The sequence below is a fragment of the Sporosarcina sp. FA15 genome, assembly GCF_051550195.1.
Classification (GTDB): domain Bacteria; phylum Bacillota; class Bacilli; order Bacillales_A; family Planococcaceae; genus Sporosarcina; species Sporosarcina psychrophila.
The window spans coordinates 2,423,117-2,447,614 of the sequence record NZ_CP188818.1 but is presented as its reverse complement, the minus strand read 5'-3'; the positions used below and the strand labels follow the sequence as shown (position 1 = coordinate 2,447,614).

The 24,498-nt window shown below is 39.6% G+C and carries 22 protein-coding genes; 19 read left to right on the top strand and 3 right to left on the bottom strand.

Translation table 11 applies throughout. From position 1 onward, the window contains the following. Positions 1-3 precede the first annotated feature (3 nt). The 9 genes from ACP8HG_RS11760 to ACP8HG_RS11720 all read left to right on the top strand — a co-directional run bounded on the left by ACP8HG_RS11760 (position 4) and on the right by ACP8HG_RS11720 (position 9,543). Positions 4-1,161: a UxaA family hydrolase gene (locus ACP8HG_RS11760; protein ID WP_399628545.1), complete on the top strand. Its 1,158-nt coding sequence runs from the start codon at positions 4-6 to the stop codon at positions 1,159-1,161. A 623-nt stretch (positions 1,162-1,784) separates the two neighbouring features. Further along, a complete protein-coding gene (locus ACP8HG_RS11755) occupies positions 1,785-2,468 on the top strand; it encodes a GntR family transcriptional regulator (protein ID WP_399628543.1) in 684 nt (227 codons plus the stop codon). A 53-nt stretch (positions 2,469-2,521) separates the two neighbouring features. Further along, complete coding sequence (locus tag ACP8HG_RS11750) at positions 2,522-3,361, top strand: acetaldehyde dehydrogenase (acetylating) (RefSeq protein ID WP_438298650.1); 840 nt, start codon at positions 2,522-2,524, stop codon at positions 3,359-3,361. After that, entirely contained in the window at positions 3,361-4,371 is a 1,011-nt protein-coding gene (gene dmpG / locus ACP8HG_RS11745; RefSeq protein WP_399628540.1) for a 4-hydroxy-2-oxovalerate aldolase, read from the top strand. The genes ACP8HG_RS11750 and dmpG overlap by 1 nt, the downstream gene beginning before the upstream one ends. 19 nt (positions 4,372-4,390) lie before the next feature. Continuing rightward, entirely contained in the window at positions 4,391-5,425 is a 1,035-nt protein-coding gene (locus tag ACP8HG_RS11740) for a TRAP transporter substrate-binding protein (protein WP_399628537.1), read from the top strand. Between the two features lie 71 nt (positions 5,426-5,496). Beyond that, positions 5,497-5,982, top strand: coding sequence for a TRAP transporter small permease (locus ACP8HG_RS11735; RefSeq protein ID WP_399628534.1), 486 nt, complete (start codon positions 5,497-5,499; stop codon positions 5,980-5,982). Then, a complete protein-coding gene (locus ACP8HG_RS11730; protein WP_399628531.1) occupies positions 5,982-7,256 on the top strand; it encodes a TRAP transporter large permease in 1,275 nt (424 codons plus the stop codon). The genes ACP8HG_RS11735 and ACP8HG_RS11730 overlap by 1 nt, the downstream gene beginning before the upstream one ends. Before the next feature lie 22 nt (positions 7,257-7,278). Beyond that, positions 7,279-8,268, top strand: a complete 990-nt coding sequence (locus tag ACP8HG_RS11725) for a C-terminal binding protein (RefSeq protein ID WP_438296360.1) — start codon at positions 7,279-7,281, stop codon at positions 8,266-8,268. Positions 8,269-8,376: 108 nt separating this feature from the next. Beyond that, positions 8,377-9,543 carry a pyridoxal phosphate-dependent aminotransferase gene (locus ACP8HG_RS11720; protein WP_438296358.1) on the top strand — a complete coding sequence of 389 codons (1,167 nt, stop codon included), beginning with the start codon at positions 8,377-8,379 and terminating at the stop codon, positions 9,541-9,543. 424 nt (positions 9,544-9,967) lie between these two features. Here the strand turns inward: ACP8HG_RS11720 and ACP8HG_RS11715 are convergent, their stop codons facing one another. Both ACP8HG_RS11715 and ACP8HG_RS11710 read right to left on the bottom strand, forming a co-directional pair. Then, complete coding sequence (locus tag ACP8HG_RS11715) at positions 9,968-11,959, bottom strand: methyl-accepting chemotaxis protein (RefSeq protein WP_438296356.1); 1,992 nt, start codon at positions 11,957-11,959, stop codon at positions 9,968-9,970. 230 nt (positions 11,960-12,189) lie between these two features. Then, positions 12,190-12,351 (bottom strand): hypothetical protein, encoded by a 162-nt coding sequence (locus tag ACP8HG_RS11710; protein ID WP_156476081.1) that lies wholly within the window; start codon positions 12,349-12,351, stop codon positions 12,190-12,192. Positions 12,352-12,436: 85 nt separating this feature from the next. Between ACP8HG_RS11710 and ACP8HG_RS11705 the strand changes: the two genes are divergently transcribed. Both ACP8HG_RS11705 and ACP8HG_RS11700 read left to right on the top strand, forming a co-directional pair. Further along, positions 12,437-12,859: a MarR family winged helix-turn-helix transcriptional regulator gene (locus tag ACP8HG_RS11705; protein ID WP_187045550.1), complete on the top strand. Its 423-nt coding sequence runs from the start codon at positions 12,437-12,439 to the stop codon at positions 12,857-12,859. A 117-nt stretch (positions 12,860-12,976) separates the two neighbouring features. Next, a complete protein-coding gene (locus tag ACP8HG_RS11700) occupies positions 12,977-13,999 on the top strand; it encodes an NADH:flavin oxidoreductase/NADH oxidase (RefSeq protein WP_067211988.1) in 1,023 nt (340 codons plus the stop codon). 217 nt (positions 14,000-14,216) lie between these two features. Here the strand turns inward: ACP8HG_RS11700 and ACP8HG_RS11695 are convergent, their stop codons facing one another. Then, a complete protein-coding gene (locus tag ACP8HG_RS11695) occupies positions 14,217-16,208 on the bottom strand; it encodes a methyl-accepting chemotaxis protein (RefSeq protein WP_438296353.1) in 1,992 nt (663 codons plus the stop codon). 249 nt (positions 16,209-16,457) lie between these two features. Between ACP8HG_RS11695 and flaG the strand changes: the two genes are divergently transcribed. The 8 genes from flaG to hpf all read left to right on the top strand — a co-directional run bounded on the left by flaG (position 16,458) and on the right by hpf (position 24,361). Then, positions 16,458-16,829: a flagellar protein FlaG gene (gene flaG, locus ACP8HG_RS11690; RefSeq protein WP_354312323.1), complete on the top strand. Its 372-nt coding sequence runs from the start codon at positions 16,458-16,460 to the stop codon at positions 16,827-16,829. A gap of 17 nt (positions 16,830-16,846) precedes the next feature. Beyond that, positions 16,847-18,616, top strand: coding sequence for a flagellar filament capping protein FliD (fliD, locus tag ACP8HG_RS11685; RefSeq protein WP_438296351.1), 1,770 nt, complete (start codon positions 16,847-16,849; stop codon positions 18,614-18,616). A gap of 36 nt (positions 18,617-18,652) precedes the next feature. Continuing rightward, a complete protein-coding gene (fliS, locus tag ACP8HG_RS11680) occupies positions 18,653-19,054 on the top strand; it encodes a flagellar export chaperone FliS (protein ID WP_067211979.1) in 402 nt (133 codons plus the stop codon). Next, the gene (locus tag ACP8HG_RS11675; protein ID WP_067211977.1) at positions 19,051-19,404 is read left to right on the top strand and encodes a hypothetical protein; all 354 of its coding nucleotides are present in this window, start codon (positions 19,051-19,053) and stop codon (positions 19,402-19,404) included. Before fliS ends, ACP8HG_RS11675 begins: the two co-directional genes overlap by 4 nt. Positions 19,405-19,564: 160 nt before the next feature. Continuing rightward, positions 19,565-21,031: a methyl-accepting chemotaxis protein gene (locus ACP8HG_RS11670; RefSeq protein WP_438296348.1), complete on the top strand. Its 1,467-nt coding sequence runs from the start codon at positions 19,565-19,567 to the stop codon at positions 21,029-21,031. A 709-nt stretch (positions 21,032-21,740) separates the two neighbouring features. Next, entirely contained in the window at positions 21,741-23,216 is a 1,476-nt protein-coding gene (locus ACP8HG_RS11665) for a methyl-accepting chemotaxis protein (RefSeq protein ID WP_438296346.1), read from the top strand. 63 nt (positions 23,217-23,279) lie between these two features. Further along, on the top strand, positions 23,280-23,675 hold the full coding sequence (locus ACP8HG_RS11660; RefSeq protein ID WP_438298649.1) for a PilZ domain-containing protein: 396 nt from the start codon (positions 23,280-23,282) through the stop codon (positions 23,673-23,675). 119 nt (positions 23,676-23,794) lie between these two features. After that, positions 23,795-24,361 carry a ribosome hibernation-promoting factor, HPF/YfiA family gene (hpf, locus tag ACP8HG_RS11655; RefSeq protein WP_067211968.1) on the top strand — a complete coding sequence of 189 codons (567 nt, stop codon included), beginning with the start codon at positions 23,795-23,797 and terminating at the stop codon, positions 24,359-24,361. The last annotated feature ends 137 nt before the right edge of the window (positions 24,362-24,498 follow it).

Genomic DNA, 24,498 nt, shown 5'->3' with positions numbered 1-24,498 from the left:
TCGATGAAAACATTCGAAGGATATCGCAGACCCAATGGAAGTATAGGTGTCAGGAATCATGTTATTGTCATTAACACTGTTGGTGAGCTGGCGGGCTTCACAAAGAAAATGGCGCAGCTAGTCCCCGGTGTCATCCCAGTCGTGCATCAAAGTGGAGAAGCTCAATTTAAGGAAGACTATGAACAGACGATTCGGACATTAAAAGGGACGGCAGGGCATCCAAATGTAAGTGGCGCTTTATTTTTGGGGATGGGTGAAGACAAACTTGCACAAGAGATCGAAGAACTTTTAAAAGATGAGAATCATCATGTCCATGTAGTTTATTTTAATAAAGACAAACCAATTACTATGGTCCTTAAAGAAGGCAAAGAATGGTTAGAAAAAGCAATGGATAGAAGTAAAGCTGAGACAAAAGTAACTGCAGATGTTACAGAGTTAATTATCGGACTAGAATGTGGTGGATCAGATGCCTGGTCAGGTGTTACTGCAAATCCGGCAATTGGTGCTTGTTCAGATTCCATAGTAAAAGACGGCGGGACAAGTATTTTAGCAGAAACAACGGAAGCGATTGGAGCAGAGCATATACTTGCCCAACGAGCAGTTAACCCGGAAGTAGGAAAGAAGTTCCTTAAAATAGTGAGAGAATATGAGGAGCGCATAAGAGACACGGGTGAAGATATCAGATCTGCAAATCCGACGCCAGGCAATATGGCAGGTGGGTTAACAACATTAGAAGAAAAATCATTGGGATGTATTAAAAAGGGCGGTAATTCGACTTTAATGGAAGTTATTGATTATGCTGAAGCGCCATCAGAAAAAGGTTTCATCTTCATGGACACGCCTGGTTATGATGTAGAATCGGTAGCTGGTCTCGCGGCTGGTGGGGCACAAATTGTTTTGTTCTCTACAGGTAAAGGTTCTCCGACAGGATCGCCAATCGTACCTGTAATAAAAATTGGAACGAATCAAAGATTGTATGAAATTATGTCCGAACATATTGATGTGAATGCCGGTAAAATAATCGAAGGTTTAAACACAATCGAAGAAGTCGGTGAAGAAATTTATGGGAAAGTGATGTCAACTGCGAATGGCTCCATCACGGCTTCTGAAAAACATAAAAATCAAGAGTTTGCAATTTGGAGATTAGCAGAAACCAAATAATACAAGTGAAAAAACCGCTTAGGATAATCTGTCCTAAGTAGTTTTTTAGTACTTAAAGTTAAACCAATTAACTGCTTGACTCAATTCCTCATTCCACGCTGTCAACGTCTCCGCATAAGATTGGACTATGCGAAGTTACTGCCCTCGTCTTTATATGCTGCAACTTTCTGGAGTTCTTTCTAATCTAAAAGAACTAACATCAAAAATCGGAGCTGAAGGACTAGGTATTCTAGTGAAAGTTGACAACTTAGTAATGACATAAACTCTTTATATGTTTGTAATTATTGAAAAAGTATCACCTCAATACATTTAACTTTAAAGAAAATGTTACAAACGAAATAGCATTTGTTTAAATTTGTTCTTAATAAAATCGAAAAAAAGTAATGTTGATATGAGTAAACCAAGCATGAAATGTCTTGGAATAAGCATGGAAATTGAAAATGAGTGATTTTTTAATAACAGATTTATACCTTTTATCGTCAAGCTTATCATCGGAGAAAGTTTATATCTTATTTCGTGGTAGGAAAAATATACATCAACCTAGGAAAAAGAGGTATTGACAATTCAGTCTATTCTAACTAGAATAAAAATTGTTAACAGTTAACAAAGTGGAGTTGAGAAAAATGAGTAATATTGATTTAGTTAGTATCAATAAGGAAAAAACAGGTGAAAAGGTTTTGGTGATTTTAAGGGAAAAGATTATGTTAGGGCATTTAAAATCTGGATTTCACTTAAAAGAAACGATTTTGTCAAAAGAACTAGGCGTCAGTAGAGGTCCTATCAGGGAGGCGATAACACAACTTGAAAGTGAAGGCCTTGTCTCCACACATTCAAATGGAAGAACGACTGTGGAGGGTTTTTCAATTAAAGATCTTGAAAACTTATACAATACAAGAATTAATCTTGAAACGTATGCAATTTCGCAGCTCACTTCAAAGGATATTGAAAATGGAAAAGCCGACCTATATCGATGTCTTGAATTGATGGAGGAAGGTCATGAAAAAGGGGAGCGTGATGTTGAAGCAGACTTACTATTTCATGAATTACTTATAAAAAGCACTGGGAATAAAACATTAATACAATTATGGAAGTCGTTGCAAGGAATAGTGAAAACGCTAATAAATGTAACTTCAGATTATGCTGGGCATCAAAAAGAAATTATTGAAGAACATATATTGGTAGTGAAATCTCTTGAGATGGGAGAATTTAAGAAAGCACAAGATCTCTTAGAATATCACCTTAAAGGTGCATTGGAGTTTTATAAAAAAGCAGCCATATTGTTACGAGAGGATGAAAATGAAAAGTGAATACTAAAACAAATGTAGGCATCATAGGTTCTGGTAATATAGGGACGGATTTAATGTATAAACTACTTAGAAGTGAAACACTTAAGCCAGTGGTGATGATTGGCGTAGATCCGGAATCAAAGGGACTAGCCTTGGCCCGAGAAAATGGATTAAAAACCTTTGATAATGGAATAAAAGGTTTTGAAGAAAACTCGAGTATGGCTGTTATTCTATTTGACGCAACATCGGCAAAAGCCCATTATAAACACGCTGAAATATTGAAGAGCTTAGAAAAGAAAGTAATCGATTTAACACCGGCAGCAATTGGCCCATTTTATGTCCCTTCTGTTAGCTCAAATGAAGAATCAATCGAACAGTATGACAATGTGAATATGGTTACATGCGGTGGGCAAGCTACTGTGCCAATTATGAAAGCGATTTCAAACGTTGTACCTGTGGAGTATGGAGAAATTGTTTCCACTGCGGCTAGTAAAGGCGCAGGACCAGGAACTAGACAGAATATCGATGAATTTACGAAAACAACAGCACTCGCTTTGGAAAAAGTCGGGGGAGCGAAGAAAGCAAAAGCTATTATTATATTAAATCCAGCTAATCCACCAATTCTAATGAGAAATTCAATTTTCGCCAAAATTGCGGATGGTTACGAGAATAAAGAAAGTGAAATTATCGATTCTATATTAAAGGTAGTGGAAGTCGTTCAGGGGTATGTACCAGGTTATCGCTTAATCTCAGCTCCAGAAATTAAAGACGGTATAGTAAAGGTTTTTGTAGAGGTTGAGGGACTTGGAGATTACCTACCTAAATACGCTGGCAATCTGGATATAATCACATCTGCGGCTGTGCGAACAGGGGAACTAATGGCTACATCAATGGCTAAAAAGGAGAATGTTTGATGAGTGAAAAAATTATAATCAATGATGTAACACTTCGCGATGGAATGCATGCTATTTCTCATCAGTACAGTATAGAGCAGATTGCTCAACTAACTGAAATAATCGATGATGCTGGTGCTGACATTATTGAAGTGACACATGGTGATGGTCTTGGTGGAAGTTCGATTCAGTATGGATTCTCTAAGGTATCAGAATCGGAAATGATTTCAACAGCTGTTGCAACTGCTAAAAATGCGAAAATTGGGGTTCTACTAGTTCCTGGAATCGGGACAATCGATCAATTGAAAAACGCAAATGATTTAGGTGCTTCGGTTGTTAGGGTTGCTACACACTGCACAGAGGCGGATGTATCGGAACAACATATAAAAGCTGCTAGATCATTGAATATGGATACAGTAGGTTTTCTAATGATGGCTCATAGGACTACGCCGGAAAATCTTCTTGAAGAAGCGAAAAAGATGGAAGCTTACGGAGCACAAACCATTTACGTTGTAGACTCCGCAGGGGCTTTGACTATGGATGGAGTGCGCCAAAGAGTGTCATTATTTAAAGAGAATTTGGGCGTCTCCGTAGGTTTCCATGCACATAATAATCTATCTCTTGGCGTTGCGAATTCAATAGTAGCAATCGAGGAAGGCGCCATGCGAATAGATGCGAGTCTCGCGGGTATGGGGGCGGGGGCAGGAAATGCGGCACTTGAACAATTGATAGCAGTCATGAACAAGTTAGAAATCCCACATAATCTAGACTTATATAAGGCAATGGATGCTGCGGAAAATATTATGAAACCTATGATGCCACGACCAATTCAGATTGACAGACTCAGTCTAACACTTGGTTATACTGGCGTGTACTCATCATTCCTGTTATTTGCAGAACGTGCTGGAAAAGAATATGGGGTAGATGCTAGGGATATTTTGACTAGGTTAGCAGAACTCGAAGCAGTTGGTGGTCAAGAAGATTGGATTATAACGGTAGCACAAGAATTAGCCTTAGCCAAGAATAAATAAGAAATGGAAGTGTTGACTTATGAAGAAAAATAAGATGTTATTCTTTATGCTTTTGACATTAACTGTAATTATGGCAGCATGCTCTGAAGTAGATTCGAAAACAGAATCAGAAGGTACTAAAACTTCAGATGACAAAGGGTTTCTTATCAAAGTTGGACACGCGGCATCTCAAGATCACTTCGCACAAGATTCAATAGAGAAATTCAAAGAAATTGTTGAAGAAAATAGTGATGGGAAAATTAAAGTGGAAATTTATCCGAATGGTCAACTTGGCGGGGAACGAGAAATGATTGAGGCTATCCAACTTGGTAATTTAACAATGACTTTTCCATCATCTGCTCCGTTAGTATCTTTTTCAAAGAGTATGGCACTTTGGGACCTACCGTATCTTTTCAAGGATCATGAAACTGCATATAAAGTTTTAGACGGTGAAGTAGGACAGGAAATTCTTGATTCGCTTTCTGATAAAGGAATTAAAGGACTTGTATATTGGGAAAATGGTTTCCGCCATTTAACAAATAATAAAAGACCGATTGAAAGTGTCAGCGATATGAAGGGCATTAAAATACGTACGTTAGAAAGCCCAATGCAAATTGGCGCATGGTCTGCAACTGGTGCTAACGCAACTCCAATTGCATTTACTGAACTGTATGCTGCATTACAGCAAAAAACAGTCGATGCTCAAGAAACACCACTTTCACTTATGTACGCGATGAAGTTTTTTGAAGTTCAGAATAATTTAACACTTACTGGACATCTTTATTCTCCATGGCCTGTAATCATAAGCCAAAAGTTTTACGATGGGCTCCCTGAAGACTTGCAGAATGTTGTTATGGATGCAGCTATTGAAACGCGTGATTACAATAGACAACTTTCTTTAGAAGATGAGGCGAAATCACTGGATCTATTGAAAGCAGAAGGAATGGCAGTAGTAGAGTTAACGGAGGAGCATAAAAAAGAATTTCAAGATGCAATGAGAACAGTTTATGGTGACGTTAAAGCTGAAGTTGGAGAAGAAATTTACGATAAGTTAATGAAAGAAGTAGGCATGTAAAAAAACTTTATTTATTAAAATGGAGCATTGAGATATGCTCCTTTTTAATAAATTTTATTGGGGGGAGTTAAATGTCTATAATAAAAAAAATAGACGACTCATTTGAAAAGATTATTATTTCTCTATTTATGATTACAATGTCTATTTTTATTTTTGTACAAGTAATTTCAAGGTATGTTTTTGGGGATTCTGTCACTTGGACGGAGGAAGCTTCGCGCTATTTGTTTATTTGGTTAATATTTCTAACTATTGGAATAGGATTTAAGGAAAACAAGCATATTAGCATCGATATTATATTAGATTTATGTCCACCTATCGTCCAAAAAGTAATGAAGCAAATTGTATATTTATTGGTGTTTAGTCTATCAGTTTTTTTTGTATATGAAGGATATATTCTTGTACAACAAATGATGATTTTTGGACAGACCTCGGCGAACATGCAAATACCAATGTGGTTTGTGTATTTAGCTCTTCCCGTAGGCTTTCTTTTGACAACAATTCGACTTTTACAAGTCTCCATTAACTTATGGACGAACCAAAGCGAGGTGCAAGACTGATGTCACCAGCAATATTTCTTTTCATCTGTTTAATTGTACTGCTGCTATTATCTGTGCCTGTAGGATTTGCTCTGATTATATCGAGCGTCCTAACGATTCTTTTGACTGAAATAGATTTACCGTTCAATTTGATTACTCAGGTTTTACTTACTGCTAATGATTCATTTCCGTTAATGGCAATTCCATTTTTTATATTGGCGGGAGATATAATGGGGAAAGGCGGTATTTCTACCCGGCTATTTAAAGTGGCAAATGCATTTGTTGGCCATTTCACGGGAGGATTTGCAATCGCAACCATTTTAACTGCTATGTTTTTTGCTGCAATTTCAGGGTCAGGACCTGCTACTGTGGCAGCAATCGGTTCAATTATGATTCCGGAAATGGTGAAAAAAGGTTATGACAAACCATTTGCTACGGCTCTTGTTGCGGCGGCAGGGACGATTGGGATTGTTATCCCACCAAGTATACCGATGGTCATCTATGGAGTGACTGCTAATGTATCTATTGGTGATATGTTTTTAGCAGGGATTGTTCCGGGAATATTAATGGGTGTTGGATTAATCATTTGGGCAGTACTTTATGCGAAAAAACATAAATTCGGAAAATCATCAAAGACAAGTTGGAAAGAACGTCTACAAGCAATTAATGAGGGTAAATGGGCCCTATTAATGCCAGTCGTAATCCTAGGCGGTATTTATGGAAGTATATTTACACCCACTGAAGCAGCTGTAGTCGCTGTAATTTATGGCTTTATATTAAGCATGTTTGTATACCGTGAAATGAATATCAAAGACTTCTTTAAGGTTACTATTTCTTCTTCATTAACGACAGGAACCATTATGATTATTGTTGCCGCGGCAGCAATATTTGGTAGAATACTTACTTTGGAACAAATTCCAAATCAAATTGCACAAGTGGTTACTTCAATATCGGATAACCCATTGGTGTTTTTATTAATTATTAATTTATTGTTTTTATTAATAGGGACATTTATGGAAACAATCGCGGCAATTATTATTATGACACCAATCTTATTCCCACTGGCTATGGGGTTAGGCATTGACCCAATCCATTTTGGAATAATAATGATTGTCAACTTAAGCCTTGGATTTATAACGCCTCCTCTTGGACTAAATCTATACGTGGCATCAGGCATTTCGAATTTAAAAATCGAGCAAATTGTCAAGAAAATCATACCGGCTTTTATAACACTTATAGTCGTTTTGTTGATAATCACGTATGTGCCATGGATTTCTTTAATGTTCTTAAAATAAACACTAGAATGGAGTAGATACAATGGGGAAACCATTTAAGATTACGCTTATTGATCATGAGTGGGATGATTTAGAAATCGAGCAGGAATGGATACAAAAACGAACGAAAAATGATGCTCCGATTGAATTCCAAGTATTGCAATCACGAAATAAAGAGCACATCATTGATGCTATTAAAGATTCAGATGCTCTATTAGTGATGTACGCAGATATTGACGAGGAGATTCAAAAAGCCGCTTTAAAAGCAAAGATAATTTCTCGTTATGGGATTGGCGTTAATATGATTGATGTAGATTCTGCATCCCGGCTTGGAATAATGGTGGCTAATGTGAATGATTATTGTGTTGATGAAGTTTCAGATCATGCACTTTCATTTATTTTATCAAGTGCCCGTAGATTATTTACATATCATGAGCAAACAAAGAAAGGGGATTGGGATTTTAAAAAAGCTACTATCCCTCTGCGAGCCTCCAATGCCGTAGTTGGATTGGTTGGATTCGGGAAAATACCTGCCAGACTTGCTGAAAAACTAAATGCAATCGGATATCAAGTTATCGCATACGATCCATTTATCGACAAAGCAACAATGGAAAAAGCAGACGTTGAGAAAGTTGATTTATCAGAACTGCTTACTAGTAGCGATTTTATTTCAGTACACGTTCCTTTGATCGAGAAAACTCGACATTTAATTTCTACTAACGAGTTTAATTTAATGAAAGAAACTGCTTTTTTAATAAACACTGCCAGGGGACCAATCATTGATGAGGAAGCCCTTATCGTTGCATTAAAGGATGGCCAGATTAGTGGTTGTGCTTTAGATGTTACCGAAACTGAGCCGCTTCCACACGATCACATTCTTAGGCAGCTAGACCAAGTCATATTAACGCCTCATGCAGCATGGTATTCGGATAAAGCTTTTATAGAAATTAGGGAAAAAGCAATTTTGAATATATTAGATGTATATGATGGAAAAGAACCAAAATATCTAGTGAATAAAAAAATATTTGCTTAAAAGATATTCAATTTTGATTAGCTGTGTTCTTATTTCAAATTCATCTGGAACCATTTATATCAAGTACTTGGATAGTGAAAATGACTAAATTAAAAATGAGGTTATTACATGATAATTTCAAATCGATTAAAGAATTTACCACCGCACTTTTTTGCATCACTTGTTCAAAGCGTTGAAGAAGCTCTTTCCGAAGGGCGAGATGTTATTAATTTAGGGCGAGGTAACCCCGATCAACCGACACCTCCCCATATTGTAAAAGCACTTCAAGAAGCAGTTGAAGATCCTTCAACACATGGATATTCCCCATTCAGAGGGACCCCAAAGTTAAAACAAGCAATTGCGGATTTTTATGAAAGAGAATTCAATGTTGTAATTGACCCTAAAACAGAAGTCGCAGTTATGTTTGGAACAAAACCTGGATTAGTTGAGTTACCACTTGCTATTATGAACGAAGGTGAATTACTATTGCTTCCGGATCCGGGATATCCCGATTATTTATCAAGCGTTAGCTTGGCAAATATTAAATACGACTTAATGCCATTACTCGCGGAAAATGATTTTTTACCGAATTATAACGCCCTTTCGAATGAACAAAAAAAGCAAGCAAAACTAATGTATTTAAACTATCCAAATAACCCGACGAGTGCATCTGCCAACATTCCATTTTTTGAAGAGACAATTGCACTGGCAAAGGCTAATGATATTACGGTTTTGCACGACTTTGCCTATGGAGGAATTGGTTTTGACGGTGTAAAGCCTGTCAGTTTCTTACAAGCGAAAGGTGCAAAAGACGTCGGAATTGAATTGTACACATTGTCAAAAACGTATAATATGGCGGGATGGCGGGTCGGTTTTGCTGTCGGAAATGCAGAAATCATTGAAGCCATCAACTTATTGCAAGACCATCTATTCATTGATATTTTTCCGGCAGTTCAGCACGCAGCCTCAGTTGCATTATCGAGTAGTCAGGAATGTGTGGATGAGCTCGTTTCACTATACGAAGGCCGCAGGAATGTCCTAATGGCTGAATGCAAACGAATCGGTTGGGATGTCGTTTCTCCGACAGCTTCTTTCTTCGCTTGGCTTTCTGTTCCGGTGGGGTATACAAGTGAATCGTTCGCCAAACTACTACTGGACAAAGCAGATATAGCCGTAGCACCGGGTCATGCGTTCGGACAGTTTGGAGAAGGGTATATACGTGTTGGACTATTAGTAGATGAAAATCGAATCGTCGAAGCTATTTCAAGGATTGAGAAACTCGGCATATTTTCATAATGTATGCTCAAGAAATATGGCTATGGATTTATTAGAAATAGATATTGAAAAATTAAGGGAGCAAAACCACATAGGTTTTGCTCCCTTAATTTTCTTTCGTTCTGTTATTCTGGTACTATTTCTTTGTGGTTAACGGTTAAGAAGTCTTATGGTTATTATTCCATGATATTGGTAGTGAAACCAGTCAAAATAGGGTGTTAGATCGCAATCCTATTATTTCTGAGGTTTTTTTCTCGTCTGTGAAAGGAAATATTTGAATGTTGAAGACTATAGATTCCCCGACAGGTTTGTCAATCGTACCATCACGGCTTCCGAAAAACATAAAAAACAAGAGTTCGCAATTTGGAGATTAACTGAAACTAAATAATACAAGCAAAAACCGCTTGGGACAAATTGTCCTAAGCGGTTTTCAAAACTGAAAGTCTTACACCTTAAACCGATTAACCGCCAAACTCAATTCCTCACTCAACTCCGTCAATGTCTCTGCGGCATCTGTTACAGATTGAATCGCGCGAAGTTGTTCGTCTGTTGAAGCACTTACTTCTTCGCAAGCAGCAGCTGTTTCTTGTGAAGTTGCTGCCATCGTTTGGATTGTTACAGCAACATTGTCTTTATGAGTCGCTACTTTCTGTATTTCTTCGTACACTGCGTCGATGGAGTCTTGCATGTCGGACATCAATGTTGAAATTTCTCCGAAAGTGATTTCCGTGTCGTTTACAACTGTGCCTTGGCGATGGAAGTTCTCGCGTGTTTCGTTCATTTGCTCCGAGACGAGTCTGGATTCTGTTTGAAGTTCCTGGACTGTCACTTTTACTTCTTCTGTGGAGCGGGCAGATTGCTCTGCAAGTTTTCGTACTTCATCCGCGACAACTGCGAATCCTTTCCCATGTTCGCCTGCCCGTGCTGCCTCGATGCTTGCATTTAATGCAAGTAGATTCGTTTGTGCTGAAATTTGGGTGATTGTTTCCATGACCCCGCCGATTGCATTCACTTTACCTTCAAGTGTACCGATAACTTCGGACATCGCCTGCAAATTGGTTTCCCAGTCATTGAAGGACAGTTTCAGTTCTTGCATTTGACCTTGACCACTTGTATTCATTTCACCAGCTTTGGTTGCGATGTCAGACATGACACCGGCTTTCGTTGTGATTTCGTTAATTTGTTGGCCAAGTAGATACGCTTTTTCCGTCACGATTTCTGCATCTTCCGCAGATTTTGAAGCGCCATATGCAATCTCAGTTACAGCGTTTGCAACTTCTTCGCCCGATGCATTCGTCTCCTCTGCAACTGCACTCAAACTATCGGAGCTTGCTTTGACATTCGATGCGGAGCCGTTAACGACAGTAATAATAGCATTCATGTTTTCAATCATAGTATTGAAGTTAGCACCTAGTTCGCCGATTTCGTCTTTTGTCTTAATGTCAGAACGGACGGTCAAGTCACCTTTTGAAACGGAATCCATCAAAGATTTCAAAATTCCAAGGGGCTTGATTGTACGGCTGATCATGAAGTAGAGGACGACGAAGAATAATAGCAGTGTCGCAATTGCTACAACCATCATCGAGTTTCTGAGATTGATTGCGATTTCGTTAATATCTTTTTTGAGATAAATCGCTGAGATTTTCCAATCGAAATCGGGAATGGATGAGAATACATTCACTCTATCGCTGCCTTCGTGTGTGTAATGGATGGCCCCTTCATCTAAACCTCCTATGAACATTTCTTCTATATATGGGAGGTTCATCAGATTTTCACCGCTTAACGATGGATGAACCATTGCAGTTCCAGTGGCATCAAATAGAACCGGATAGCCATTGTAGCCAATATCACTTTCGGAAATAGATTCGGCCAACGAAGCCAATTGAATATCCAGTCCAAGAACACCGATAAGTTTTCCGTTTTTCAGAACAGCCTTCATGGCACTGATGACATACTCGCCTGTCGCACGATCGATATGCGGTTCCGTCCAGTAGACGGTATCAGGATTTTTTGCCGCTTCTTGATACCACTCAAAGCTGGTTGGGTCATAATCGTTTCCAAGGTCAGCATGCGGAACGAGGGTCATGTGTTTTGATGGAAGTGCTAAGTAGATTTGCGAAGCTTCATCGTATAAATTTTGAAACTCCTTAAATTCTGTCTGTAATGTAGCACTGCTTTTTTCAATGTCATCACCGACATTGGTATAATCCGTTAAGGCTTTGGAATATGACATTTGGATTAAGCCTTTTTTATATTGCTCTAAAAAGTTCGTAATCGAAGCACCCATCTCGTCGACGAGTACAACACTCTGATCGATGAGGTTTTTCTCTGTTTTATATTGTACTTGCAAACTGGAAATTACGGTCATTGCCGTCACGCCAATGAGGAAAAGAACCATCACTGTTACTATAATTTTTGTTTTTATTGATTTGAACATAGCGCACCTTCGCTTTCTCTATCTGTCTAGTTGAATTGACTCACAAAGTAATCTTCGGTCTAATTACTTATTTGTTTAGAGATAGATAAATTAAACAATAAGTGATAATAATCATTCTATATTTATCGTTTTAAAATCAATATAAAGAGCGCTTAGGATCATTAATAGACCCTAGGCGCTCTTGAAGTTTTATCAACTATTAATATGGAAACGTTGTCTAAAGTGGTGATTCAATTCTTAACCTTAATCTGATTAACTACCTGACTCAATTCCTTACTTAACTTTGTCAGCATTTCTGTCGCATCTGTTACGGACTGAATCGCGCGAAGTTGTTCGTCTGTTGAAGCACTTACTTTATCACAGGCTGCTGTTTCTGGTGTCGTTGTCGCCATTGTTTGGATTGAGTATAACGCTTAGTTACTCTATAATTAAGTTTGAAGTACAGAATTATTTGACTTAGAATAGGTGGAATAGTATATGACAACTAATCATGATTTTATGAATTACTGGTTATCCATAGACTCAATACAAAATAAAGTGAAGAAAGAATTGGAAAACGTTCTGCAGGCTGAGTACAGTCTATCGCTAAAAGAATTCTACGTGCTTTATTATCTTTCCATGGCGCCTGACAAGAAATTGAGATTACAGCAATTGCAAGAGATGATTGGATTGAGTCAGAGTGCACTTTCCAGATTAGTGGGGAAGATGGAAGCGAAGAACTGCGGTGCGTTAGAAAAGCATGATTGTACAGATGACCGTAGAGGTACCTATACGCATCTTACAAACCTAGGTGAGCAGAAGCTACAAAAAAGTCTAGTCTCTTTCCGTGAAATACTTAGATTGCACCTCTCTGCTATTGATGTTGAAGGATTGATAAAACAATTAGTAGAAAAGCTATAAACTGCCATGTTCTATCGAAGTGCTCAATAGAAGCACTTTGATTTGACAAGGAGAATAGATAGCACTAATATATATGTATGTGTAATGCATATATATTTTAACAAGGGAGTTTTTGCAATGAAAGATTTGTTTAGTCCATACAAAATAAAGAATTTGGAGTTAAAAAACCGGGTTGTCATGCCACCGATGTGTCAATATTCCGTTGACCAGAAAGATGGCATTGCCAATGACTGGCATTATCTGCACTATGTCAACAGAGCAATCGGTGGAGCGGGTTTTATCGTGATTGAAATGACGGATGTAGAGCCTGATGGAAGAATTTCGGATTATGATTTGGGTTTATGGTCTGACGATCAAATCCCTGCGTTGGCGAAGATAGTGGAAGCTTGTCATCGCTATGGAGCTAAGGTTGGGATTCAGATTGCACATGCTGGTCGTAAAGCAGAAGATGCAGCTGTGCCTGTTGCGCCTTCTGCAATCGCATTCGACGAGAAGTCTAAAACACCAAGAGCGCTTTCAACAGATGAAGTAAAAGAGATGGTGGAGAAGTTCCGTAAAGCAGTAAGACGCGCGGTTGAGGCTGGATTTGATTCAATCGAAATCCACGGCGCTCATGGTTACTTAATCCATCAATTCCATTCTCCACTTACCAACAAAAGGGAAGATGAATACGGACAGGATCTAACCAAGTTTGGCCGCGAAGTCATTCTAGCAGCTAAAGCGGAAATGCCTGCCGATATGCCACTATTGATGCGTATCTCTGCAAAGGAATATGTAGAAGGTGGTTATGGAATAAACGAAAGTATTGCGTTCGCTCGCGTTTATCAGGAAGCTGGAGTGGATATGTTTGACGTCTCTTCTGGTGGAGAGGGTCAAATCGCAGCTTGGGGGAGACCAGGAACACATGTAGCTTACCAAGTACCGTTAGCTAGACAAATCAAAGAAGCGCTTCAGATACCAGTCATGGCTGTCGGTAGATTGGATGATCCAAATCTAGCCAATGCAATCATAGGGAATGAAGAAGCAGACCTTATTGCTGTTGGAAGAGGTATGCTGAGAAATCCTTATTGGACATTGGAAGCTGCTAAGCAATTGAGAAAAGAAACTGCAGTGCCGACACAGTACTTAGCAGGATTCTAATGATTTTCATGTTGTCTTGTTGCCTCGTCTAAATCGTGTTTGTTTGTGAAGTGTGCATATTCGGATAGATAAGTTGTCGTTAAAAGTAACCCCTTTTATTCTTTATATAGAAGGGGAATGGGGTTTAGGATACATTTTTGTGAATTTTTTTTGCGAGCGACGCTATAACATAAATAAAAATTGCTTACGACAAAATGTCGTAAGCAATTTTTTAAATTCACACCTTAAATCGATTAACCGCCAAACTCAATTTCTCACTTAACTCCGTCAACGTCTCCGCTGCATCAGTTACAGATTGAATCGCACGAAGCTGTTCGTCTGTTGAAGCACTGACTTCTTCGCATGCCGCGGCAGTTTCTTGTGAAGTTGCTGCCATTGTTTGGATAGTTTCAGCAACGTCGTCTTTGTGTGTTGCGACTTTCTGAATTTCTTCATACACTGCATCGATTGAATCTTGCATATCAGACATCAATGTTGAAATTTCTCCGAAAGTGATTTCAGTGTCATGTACGACGGTACCTTGACGTTGGAAGTTTTCGCGTGTTTCGTTCATTTGTTGAGAGACGAGTCTTGATTCCGTTTGGAGTTCCTGGACTGTCACTTTTACTTCTTCCGTTGAACGGGCAGATTGTTCTGCGAGTTTCCTTACTTCATCCGCAACGACTGCGAATCCTTTGCCGTGTTCACCTGCACGGGCTGCCTCGATGCTTGCATTTAATGCAAGAAGATTCGTTTGCGATGAAATCTGGGTAATCGTTTCCATGACTCCGCCGATCGCATTTACTTTACCTTCAAGTGTACCGATCACTTCGGACATGGACTGTAAATTGGTTTCCCAGTCATTGAAAGACAGTTTCAGCTCTTGCATTTGACCTTGACCACTGGTATTCATTTCGCCGGCTTTTGTTGCGATGTCAGACATGACGACGGCTTTCGTTGTGATTTCATTAATTTGTTGGCCAAGTAGGTAGGCTTTTTCCGTAACGATTTCAGCATCTTCAGCAGATTTTGAAGCGCCATACGCAATTTCAGTTACTGCGTGAGCAACTTCTTCCCCTGATGCATTCGTTTCTTCCGCAACTGCGCTTAAACTTTCGGAACTTGCCCGGACGTTCGCAGCAGAACCGTTGACGACAGTAATAATAGCGTTCATGTTGTCAATCATTATATTAAAGTTATCGCCAAGTTCACCTATTTCATCATTCGTTTTAACGTCGGAACGAACTGTCAAATCACCTTCTGAAACAGAATCCATTAGTGATTTTAACTTTACAATCGGTTTGATGGTCCGACTGATTACGAAGTAGAGTACGACAAAAATAACTAGAAGTGTGGCAAGTGCAACAAGTAACATCGAGTTACGTAAGTCGCTTGCAATCTTGTTAATATTTTTTTCATCATAGATAGCGCCAATCTTCCATCCGAAATTCGGAATTGTGGAATATACATTAACTTTAGAGATACCTTCGTATTCATAGTCAATCGAGCCTTGTTCGTTCCCATCTTTGTACATTTCTGCGATGAAAGGCAGGTTCATGAGATTTTCCCCTTGTAATGTAGGGTGTACAATTGCTGTCCCTTCAGTATCAAATACGACAGGGTAGCCTTTATAGCCAACCTCACTGGATGAAATTTTCTCACTCAGTGTCATGAGTTGTAAATCGATTCCTACCACTCCAATGAGTTTACCACCCGCATTTACAGCTATTGAAGCGGTGATTACATAATCTCCTGTTGCTTTGTCGATATATGGGGTGGACCACTGAACTTCACTAGGATGTGCGGCAGCGTTTGTGTACCAGTCACGTGTAGTGGGATCGTAATCAGGACCAAGATTTTCATACGGAAAATTAATATGGTGATCGGAATTCGAAAAATAAACAATTATTGCATCACTGTATAAATCTAAGAATCCAGAGAGCTCCTTATTAAGAGTGTCAAGAAACTCTTTCGGTTCTGCACTTTCTTCAAGAGCAAAGTCCGTAATTGAACTAGAAGTAGACAATTGTGCGAGACCTTTCCCATATTGTCCAAGGAGGTTCTCAATTGCAAAACCCATTTCATTAATGAGCGCGCCGTTTGAACTAACAACATTCTCTTCTGTTCTATTTTTTGCCTGCGTACTACTGATGGCGGTCATGATGGAGATACCGATAAGAAATAGCACCATTACCGTCATAATTATTTTTGTTCGGATTGATTTGAACATTTATCTTGCACCTTCGCTTTCTCTTACATTAAATGAACTACTTTATATTCTTCGGCAATTATTCTTGTTTATTTAGATAGTAGATGAAATAAATAAGAGAGAATAGTAGTGTTGAACTATTTTGATTCAAACGAGCAAACATGACTTTGGCGGAAACCAATACTTTTTATTGCCAATTTGCTTAACTTCCTTATGGGTTTGCCGATATAAATCATATTGAATGTTGTTAAGTACAGGGAGGTTTGGCGAATGGTAAGTCGTATGGATGGCGGAGCCGTAGTGAATCAAGTGAATGTATTAGCAGAAAAAATGGCACCGGACAGGGAAGTCTCGGTGGTGCAAGTGCAAGCGATTCAGGAGAAAGTGCAGCAGAAAGCCGGCAATGAACAACAGTTGCCGGCTGACAAGGCAAAGCAAATGACTGACAGCATGAACACGTTTTTAGAAAGTGCGAATACACAATTGCGATTCAAGTTCCATGAGAAGCTCAACGAGTACTATGTAACAATCGTTGATTCAACCACGGACGAAGTCATACGTGAAATCCCGTCCAAAAAACTTTTGGACATCCATGCGGCAATGCGCGAATTTGTCGGCTTGCTTGTCGATCGGAAAATTTAAGGAAGGCGTGAGATAATATGCGAATTAGTGGACTAGCTTCAGGTTTGGATACGGAGAAAATGGTAACGGATTTAATGAACGCACACCGTATACCTCTCGATAAAATCACACAGAAAAAACAATACTTAGAATGGCAGTTGGACGATTACCGCACGACGAACCGCCAACTGTTTGATTTTAGTAAAAAGACGTTTGACACAATGATTCTTTCGACTTCATTTTCAGCTAAGACGGTGAATATTTCTTCACCGAATGATGTAGCGATTAGGAATATGGGGTCTACTAGTGATTTTTCGGGGACTATTAAGGTTGAGCAATTGGCGAAAAACGCTACTTTGCAAAGCGGTAAGAGTATTAAGTTTGTTGAGCATGAAACGGGAGATCCGAAAGTAAAAGTAATGCAATCAGTAAACACCACACTTGCGGATTTAAAAATTGAGGGAAAGGATATTACTATTAGTGCGCCTGGAAAAGACGGTAAAATGCAGAGTCATAAAATAGAAATTGACGAAAAAGAAACATTGAAATCTCTACTTGATAAAATTAATAAAGATACAGACGTGAATGCATTTTACGATTCACATTCGGGAAAAATTGCAATGACTGCTAAGAATAGCGGGGCTGGAAATATTGAAGTTACCGGAGAATTAGGCGAGTCACTAGGATTGACCGACAAAACTATTCTTTATAAAGGTCAATTAAAGACCTCCACATTAGAAAACGAAGGAATAAATGCAACAACAATACAGATTAATATTCCTGGAAATGACACTAAAACCTTAACTTTTAGTTCAATAAATACATTGGGACATATTGTTAAAAAGATAAATAATGAGGCTGGAGAAGATATATTTCAGATTTCAGATACCGGAGAAATTACGAGGATTGCTAAAGGTGGAAAAGAAGGGAATATTACAATTAGCGGTGACTTAGGTGAAGCTTTAGGGTTGAATAGTACTGCAACTGCAACCGCTGGTCAAAACGCAAAATTCACATTGAATGGACTTGAAACAGAGCGTTCCTCCAACACATTCCAAGTTAATGGTTTTGAATTTACATTAAAGCAGGAGTCTGTATCGGGCGCACCACCTGTAACATTCAGTTCCGCACCAGACACCGATAAAATCTTCGACTCCGTCACTAAGTTCGTCGACGAATACAACAAGCTTATCGAAGATTTAAACAAACAAATCCGTGAACCAAAATATCGTGATTTCCAGCCACTTTCAGCTGCGCAGAAGAAAGATATGACGGATAAAGATATCGAAATGTGGGAAGAAAAAGCGAAAAGTGGTACGCTTCGTAACGACTCCACTATTTCCAGTATGCTGACGCAAATGAGGACAGCCCTTATGGGGACTGTAGGCAGCGATACATTAAAAAGTCTAGGTATTACAACGTCTAAAGACTACTTAGCTAATGGTAAGCTTGTCATAAATGAAGAAGAATTGAAAAAAGCGATTAGTGATGATCCGAATAAAGTTCATGAAATGTTCTCGAAAGATGGAGCTACTGTGGCTGAACAAGGATTTGCACGTAAACTCCGAACTATAGTTGATAAAACTCAAACGTCAATCGCTCAGCGTGCGGGAAAAGTGGGCGATGTAAACGATACGTTTTCACTCGGACGCTCACTGAAAGAAATGAATAACCAGATTGAACGGTTCGAAGACCGATTGAAAATGATGGAAACCCGCTACTGGAAACAGTTCTCCGCAATGGAGACGGCAATCAATCGCGCCAACTCACAGTCGGCTAGTCTTATGAATGCATTTAGTAACAATTAACAACAGCAGTAGTGAACTAAAGGAGACAGATAAAATATGGCTATCAACAACCCTTATGCAACCTATCAAAACAACTCTGTAAATACATCAACGCCAGGCGAGCTGACACTTATGCTCTACAATGGCTGTTTGAAATTCATCCTACAAGCAAAAAGAGCGATGAATGACAATAATATTGAAGAAAAGAACAAGGCCGTCCAAAAAGCACAAGCAATCATTTCTGAGCTCATGTTGACGCTCGATAAGTCGTACCCAGTTTCACAAAATATGCTTGTCCTCTATGAGTTTGCAAACAGCAGACTGATTGACGGCAATATTAAAAACGACAGTGCCCTGTTCGATGAAGCGTCAGCAATTATTACGGAGTTCCGCGATACCTGGAAGCAGGTTATTCAGATTAACCGGCAGAAACAGTACGCGAACGTAGATGAAATATGATTCGGCCTGCGCTGATAGCGTGGCGTGATGTGACGGGAAAATTAGTGAGGTTGTCGCAAGAAACAGCGGTAGATAAGCGGGATGAGACGATTGCGGGCATCGAAGCACTTCTCGATGATCGTGATAAGTTGCAACCGCATATTGCCGCCCCGTTCACGCCCGAAGAAGAAGTGTTTGGCAGAAGTCTTGTCGAAACAGAAGCGGATGTCCAAAAGAAACTTGCTCAATTTACACAACTGATTCGTACAGACATCGTGGAATCACAAGCGAAGAAAGACAATATGAAAAACTACGTCAATCCTTACAGCAATGTAGCGCGAGATGGTACATTTTACGATACGAAGCAATAACTACTACCCGGTTGGAGATTAATTCTCTGACTGGTTTTTTTATTGAATAATTAGTTAATTATGCCCGTATGAATGATGGTTCATTAATGGTACATTTTACATAGAACAATTAATGGGGAATTTAGTGTAGGGAAAATTGAGGTCAAAGGGGAAATAGATGATGAATATTACTCAATTAAAGCGGGAAGATTGGCTTCGGAAAAACTCGATTATGATGATTGGATTTGCACTTGCTGCAGGGCTGGGTTTACTAGCCCAACTCATACAGCGCTCGCCGATAACTATTCATTTGTCTGTTGCCATACCTTTTGCACTCGCGATTCTATTCTATTTTCTAAGTAAAAAAGTTGAGGTATTGTCACTTCTTCTGCCTTATCTATTACTCATCATGAATTTTGCAATTGCGATGAATGTCATCTTTTTTTCAGAAGCAAATCTTGGGACAATTGGGATCATCATCCTTATATTGGTGATTGGTTCAATTCATGGCAAGATGGCCATTATGGCGTTTAGTTTTGCACTGAGTTTCATTGGCATGATAATAAATAATCAATTTTTCATTGCTCCAGAACTCGTTGGAGGAAGCGGGACAAATCTATTACTACTTCATTTCCTAGCAGGGATTGTCTTATTCTTGCTTGTCCGTCAAAATGGGCGGATGTTCATGCATGTGGAGGAACTTGTCGAACTAACTGAACTTAAGGTGCGCGAAGAAGGAGCACTTGCTGAAAAGCTTGACGAGGCGGTTGGAAAGATTACATCGAACCTTGCGTATCTTCGTTCAAATACGGAGACATCTGCCACATCGCAGCTTGAAATGCTTGCGGCTGTTAATGAAGTAAGTGTCGGCAGTCAACATCAGGCGGATCATATTTCAGATATCGCGGAAAATGCGGAACACACTTACGAATCGGTTCAAGTCATTGCAGAAGGCTTAGGTCAGGTCGTGATTCAGGCGAATGAAGCAGGTCGTAAAGCGGAAAATGGAACTATGAAAATTGCACAATTAAAAGAAAGCATTGACTCTTTCACCACTTTTTTTACTGATTTAAATGAAACGTTTGGTATATTATCACGTAAAATTGACGAAACGAACCTTTTCGCAAGTGCCATTAAAGCCATCACGGAACAGACAAATTTACTTGCGCTAAACGCTTCGATTGAAGCTGCGCGTGCTGGAGAACAAGGAAAAGGGTTTGCGGTAGTTGCGGAAGAAATTCGGAAATTGGCAGGACTTACAAGAGAGACCTTAACTAAAATTGACGCAAACTTGATAGAAGTGAACAATTATAATGAAATAGCCGTTAAAAAACTTGGAGATGGATTGGAGCAAGTGACGATGCAAACTGCAGTAGCAGACGAAACTAGTGCGTCCTTTATAGATTTGTTTGAAACGATGACGAAGTTGCAGAAGGTATTATCGATTTTCATCCAAGACTTCGGCAAAATTACGGAAGACAGTGCATTAATTCAGGAACGGACGATGGATTTTGCGGCGATTGTCGAGCAAAGTACCGCGGCTGTGGAAGAATTGAATGCTACGTTGACCGAACTGACTGAAGAACAACAACAAATCGCCACGTATATCAATGAAACACATGAGGAAGCAGTTCGGATAAGAAACTAATGCGATGTTGCCCCGTATTTTGGAGTTATTCGCCGGTCGTGTATTGTATACGATTGGTTAGGGTGATATATGCTCGGTTGTGTGCTGTTTATGATTGATTAGGAAGATATATGCTCGGTTGTGCGTTGTATATGATTGGTTAGGAAGATATATGATCGGTTGTGGGTTGTGTATGATTGGTTAACGTGAAATATGCTCGGTTTTCCGTTGTATATGATTAGTAGGGATGATAAATGAGGTTGTGCATTGGTTATGATTGGTAAGCGTGATATATGATCGGTTGTGCGTTGTATATGCTTGGTTAGGAAGATATATGCTCGGACGTGCGTTGGTTATGATTGATTAGGGTGATATATGCTCGGTTGTGCGTTGCTTATGATTGGTTAGGAAGATATATGCTCGGTCGTGCGTTGCTTATGATTGGTTGGCGTGATATATGCTCGGTCGTGCGGGGTTTATGCTTGGTTGGGATGATATATGATCGATTGTGCGTTGTTTATGCTTGGTTGGGATGATATATGATCGGTTGTGCGTTGTATATGCTTGGTAAGGAAGATATATGCTCGGTCGTGCGTTGTATATGATCGGTAAGCGTGTTATATGCTCGGTCATGCATTGCTTATGATCGGCTTACAGTAATATGTTGGATAATTCAATCAACTGCAAGTAAAATAGGTATATAGATAGGAACTTCTAAGGGGGATTATGAATGCACACTGTGGATACCATGCGGCAGAAGGAATTTTCGAATAAGAACTTCATTCTATTTGTGACACTTGGTGGTTCTAGTTTCATCGGCTTGATTTTTTATTTTGTTACGGGGCAAGGTATGCTGAAGACAGTGAGTATGGCGATACCGGTTGTTGTTACGCTATTGTTTTATGCATTGGCGAAAAAAGTCAGTATTTTTGAGAACATGTTTCCATGGATTGTTCTTGGGGTGACGGGATTTGCCGCGATATTGAATGGGGTTATAGGGGAACCGTCTGTTGCGACAGCTGGAATCGCCTTTTTCATAGCAGGTATTGCAAGTGTTCATTTATCCATGCGGATTATGACCTATGGTTTTGCGCTGTCCCTTGCTGTTCTGGTCGTATTTTTAATGAACTATCCGTATCAAGAGCAAATTGCAGCGAGCAAAGGAAGTTTGGCGCTTGTGCTGATCTTGATGTCAGTGGGGCTGTTCATCCAAATAAAGCAGACGAAAAAGCTGGAAATGCAAGTCGATTTGTTCACGACTGAGCAGGCAGCACACACGCTTTTAGAAGAGAGCAAGCATCGTTCGTTGAATGAAGGGATTGAACAGGTTGCAGCTGATTTGACGGCGATTGGTGAGACGGCTGGACGACATTTGGAAGCACAGAAGGAACTGTTGACAATTATGGATGGCGTTTCAGCAAGTGTTGAACAGGAAGCATTTCAAATTGCGAACATCGCAAAAAATGCACAACGCACGCAAGATGATGTAGCTGATATGCATAAGGAAACGCATCTTATGAATGAAGACACAGCTAGTCTTCGCGCTGAATCTGCAGACATGGTGGAAGTCATGCAAAACTTGCGTACAGGTATGCAAGAAGTGGAAGTCTATCTCACTGATTTAAACGGATCATTTGATGCGCTTACTGAGAATATCGAGAAGACGAATGCGCTTGCCAAGTCGATTGAGACGATTACTGGACAAACGAATCTTCTTGCATTGAACGCGTCGATTGAAGCGGCTCGTGCGGGAGAGCACGGCAAAGGGTTTGCGGTTGTCGCGGATGAAATCAGGAAACTTGCTGGATTAACGGCGGTGACATTGGTTGAAATAAATGGCAATTTGGAAAACGTCAACACGATGAATGATCGCTCGCGTGCCAATTTGACGAACAGTACAGGAAAACTTGTTACACAGGCAGCATTGTCGGTGGACGCTGAAATGAAAATCGGACTCATGCACAACACATTGAGTGACCTTCACCGGAAGTTTGGCATGTTTGACGACAAGATGGCTTCAATTACAAAGGAAACGACGGACATCGGGCGTATGACAAGCTTATTTGCTGACTTACTGACCGAATCGAGTGCATCACTGGAAGAAGTGAACGCTACGATTCATGGAACGGTTGTAGACAATGAGCAGATTGTGACGACGCTGGACGGGACAATGCGAAGAACGGCAAGCTTGGCTGAAGTTCGTTGAAAGTTAAGTAGTCTGCTATAATGAGAGAAACAAATCTTGGTGCGTTAGAACGGAGTGGAGAAGATGCTTTATAAACGGACTGAATATTTTAGGTATACATTTGGGGAACCGCTTGTAGCTGAATTCCGGATTGTCGTTGAAAATGGAGCGGATATAGAATCGAGCCCGGGCGAATGTCATTTCTTAGACATCAGTCCAGGTGGTGCAAAGCTTTTTGCGAAGTTCGATATTCCTCTTGAACGTGAATCTGTCCGCTTGCATATCAAATTCACACTTTATGAAAAATTAATCGACCTGCAAGGCGTAATTGTGTGGAAGAAGCCATATAGTGGGGGATACATGTACGGTTATGATTTTGATGAAAACGTAGAAATTGAACATTTAATCGTCGAAGAGCTTAAACTTCGCAGACGCTCTGAAAGTGCATTGGGTAGCGCTATAAAGGACGAAAAAAAGTGATTTTTGTACGTATTCGTCACAAATCGACAATATATTTAATTTTCTAAATGTTTTTAGAAGGACTTTATGGGGAATGTGTAGAAGTGTACTGTATAGGTTAACTTAAAGGAGGAGTTCATATGTTAGATTTTAATATTCGCGGTGAAAATATCGAGGTAACTCCGGCAATTCGTGAACATGTCGAGAAGAAATTGCAAAAAATCGAAAGATACTTCGATGAAAATGCGAACGCAACTGCACATGTGAATTTGAAAGTTTACAATGATAAGCAAACTAAAGTGGAAGTAACAATTCCTATGAAAAACTTAACACTTCGTGCAGAGGAACGTCATAACGATTTATATGCAGCTATCGACTTGATTGTTGACAAGTTAGAGCGTCAAATTCGAAAATATAAAACAAAAGTAAACCGTAAGTTCCGTGAACGTGAAGGCGTTGCAGCATTCTTCGCATCAGTCAATAAAAGCGAAGAGAAAAACAGTGATGCAAATGGGGAAGAAGATCAGGCATTTGCGATCGTCCGAACTAAGAATTTTGATCTAAAACCGATGGACCAAGAAGAAGCAATTCTTCAAATGAACATGCTTGGCCACGATTTCTTCGTCTTCACAGATTCCGATTCTGATGGAACAAACATCGTTTATAAACGTAGCGATGGTAAATATGGCTTAATTGAAACAAGCTGAATAGATAATTGAGTTTGGAAGACCCCTAAGCGGGAATACTGCTTAGGGGTCTTATTTTGATTTCCAATAGTGGGGGACGAGCGGAAAAACCTATTATACCCGCGTATTATGGTCCTCCCATCACGCAATACAAAATT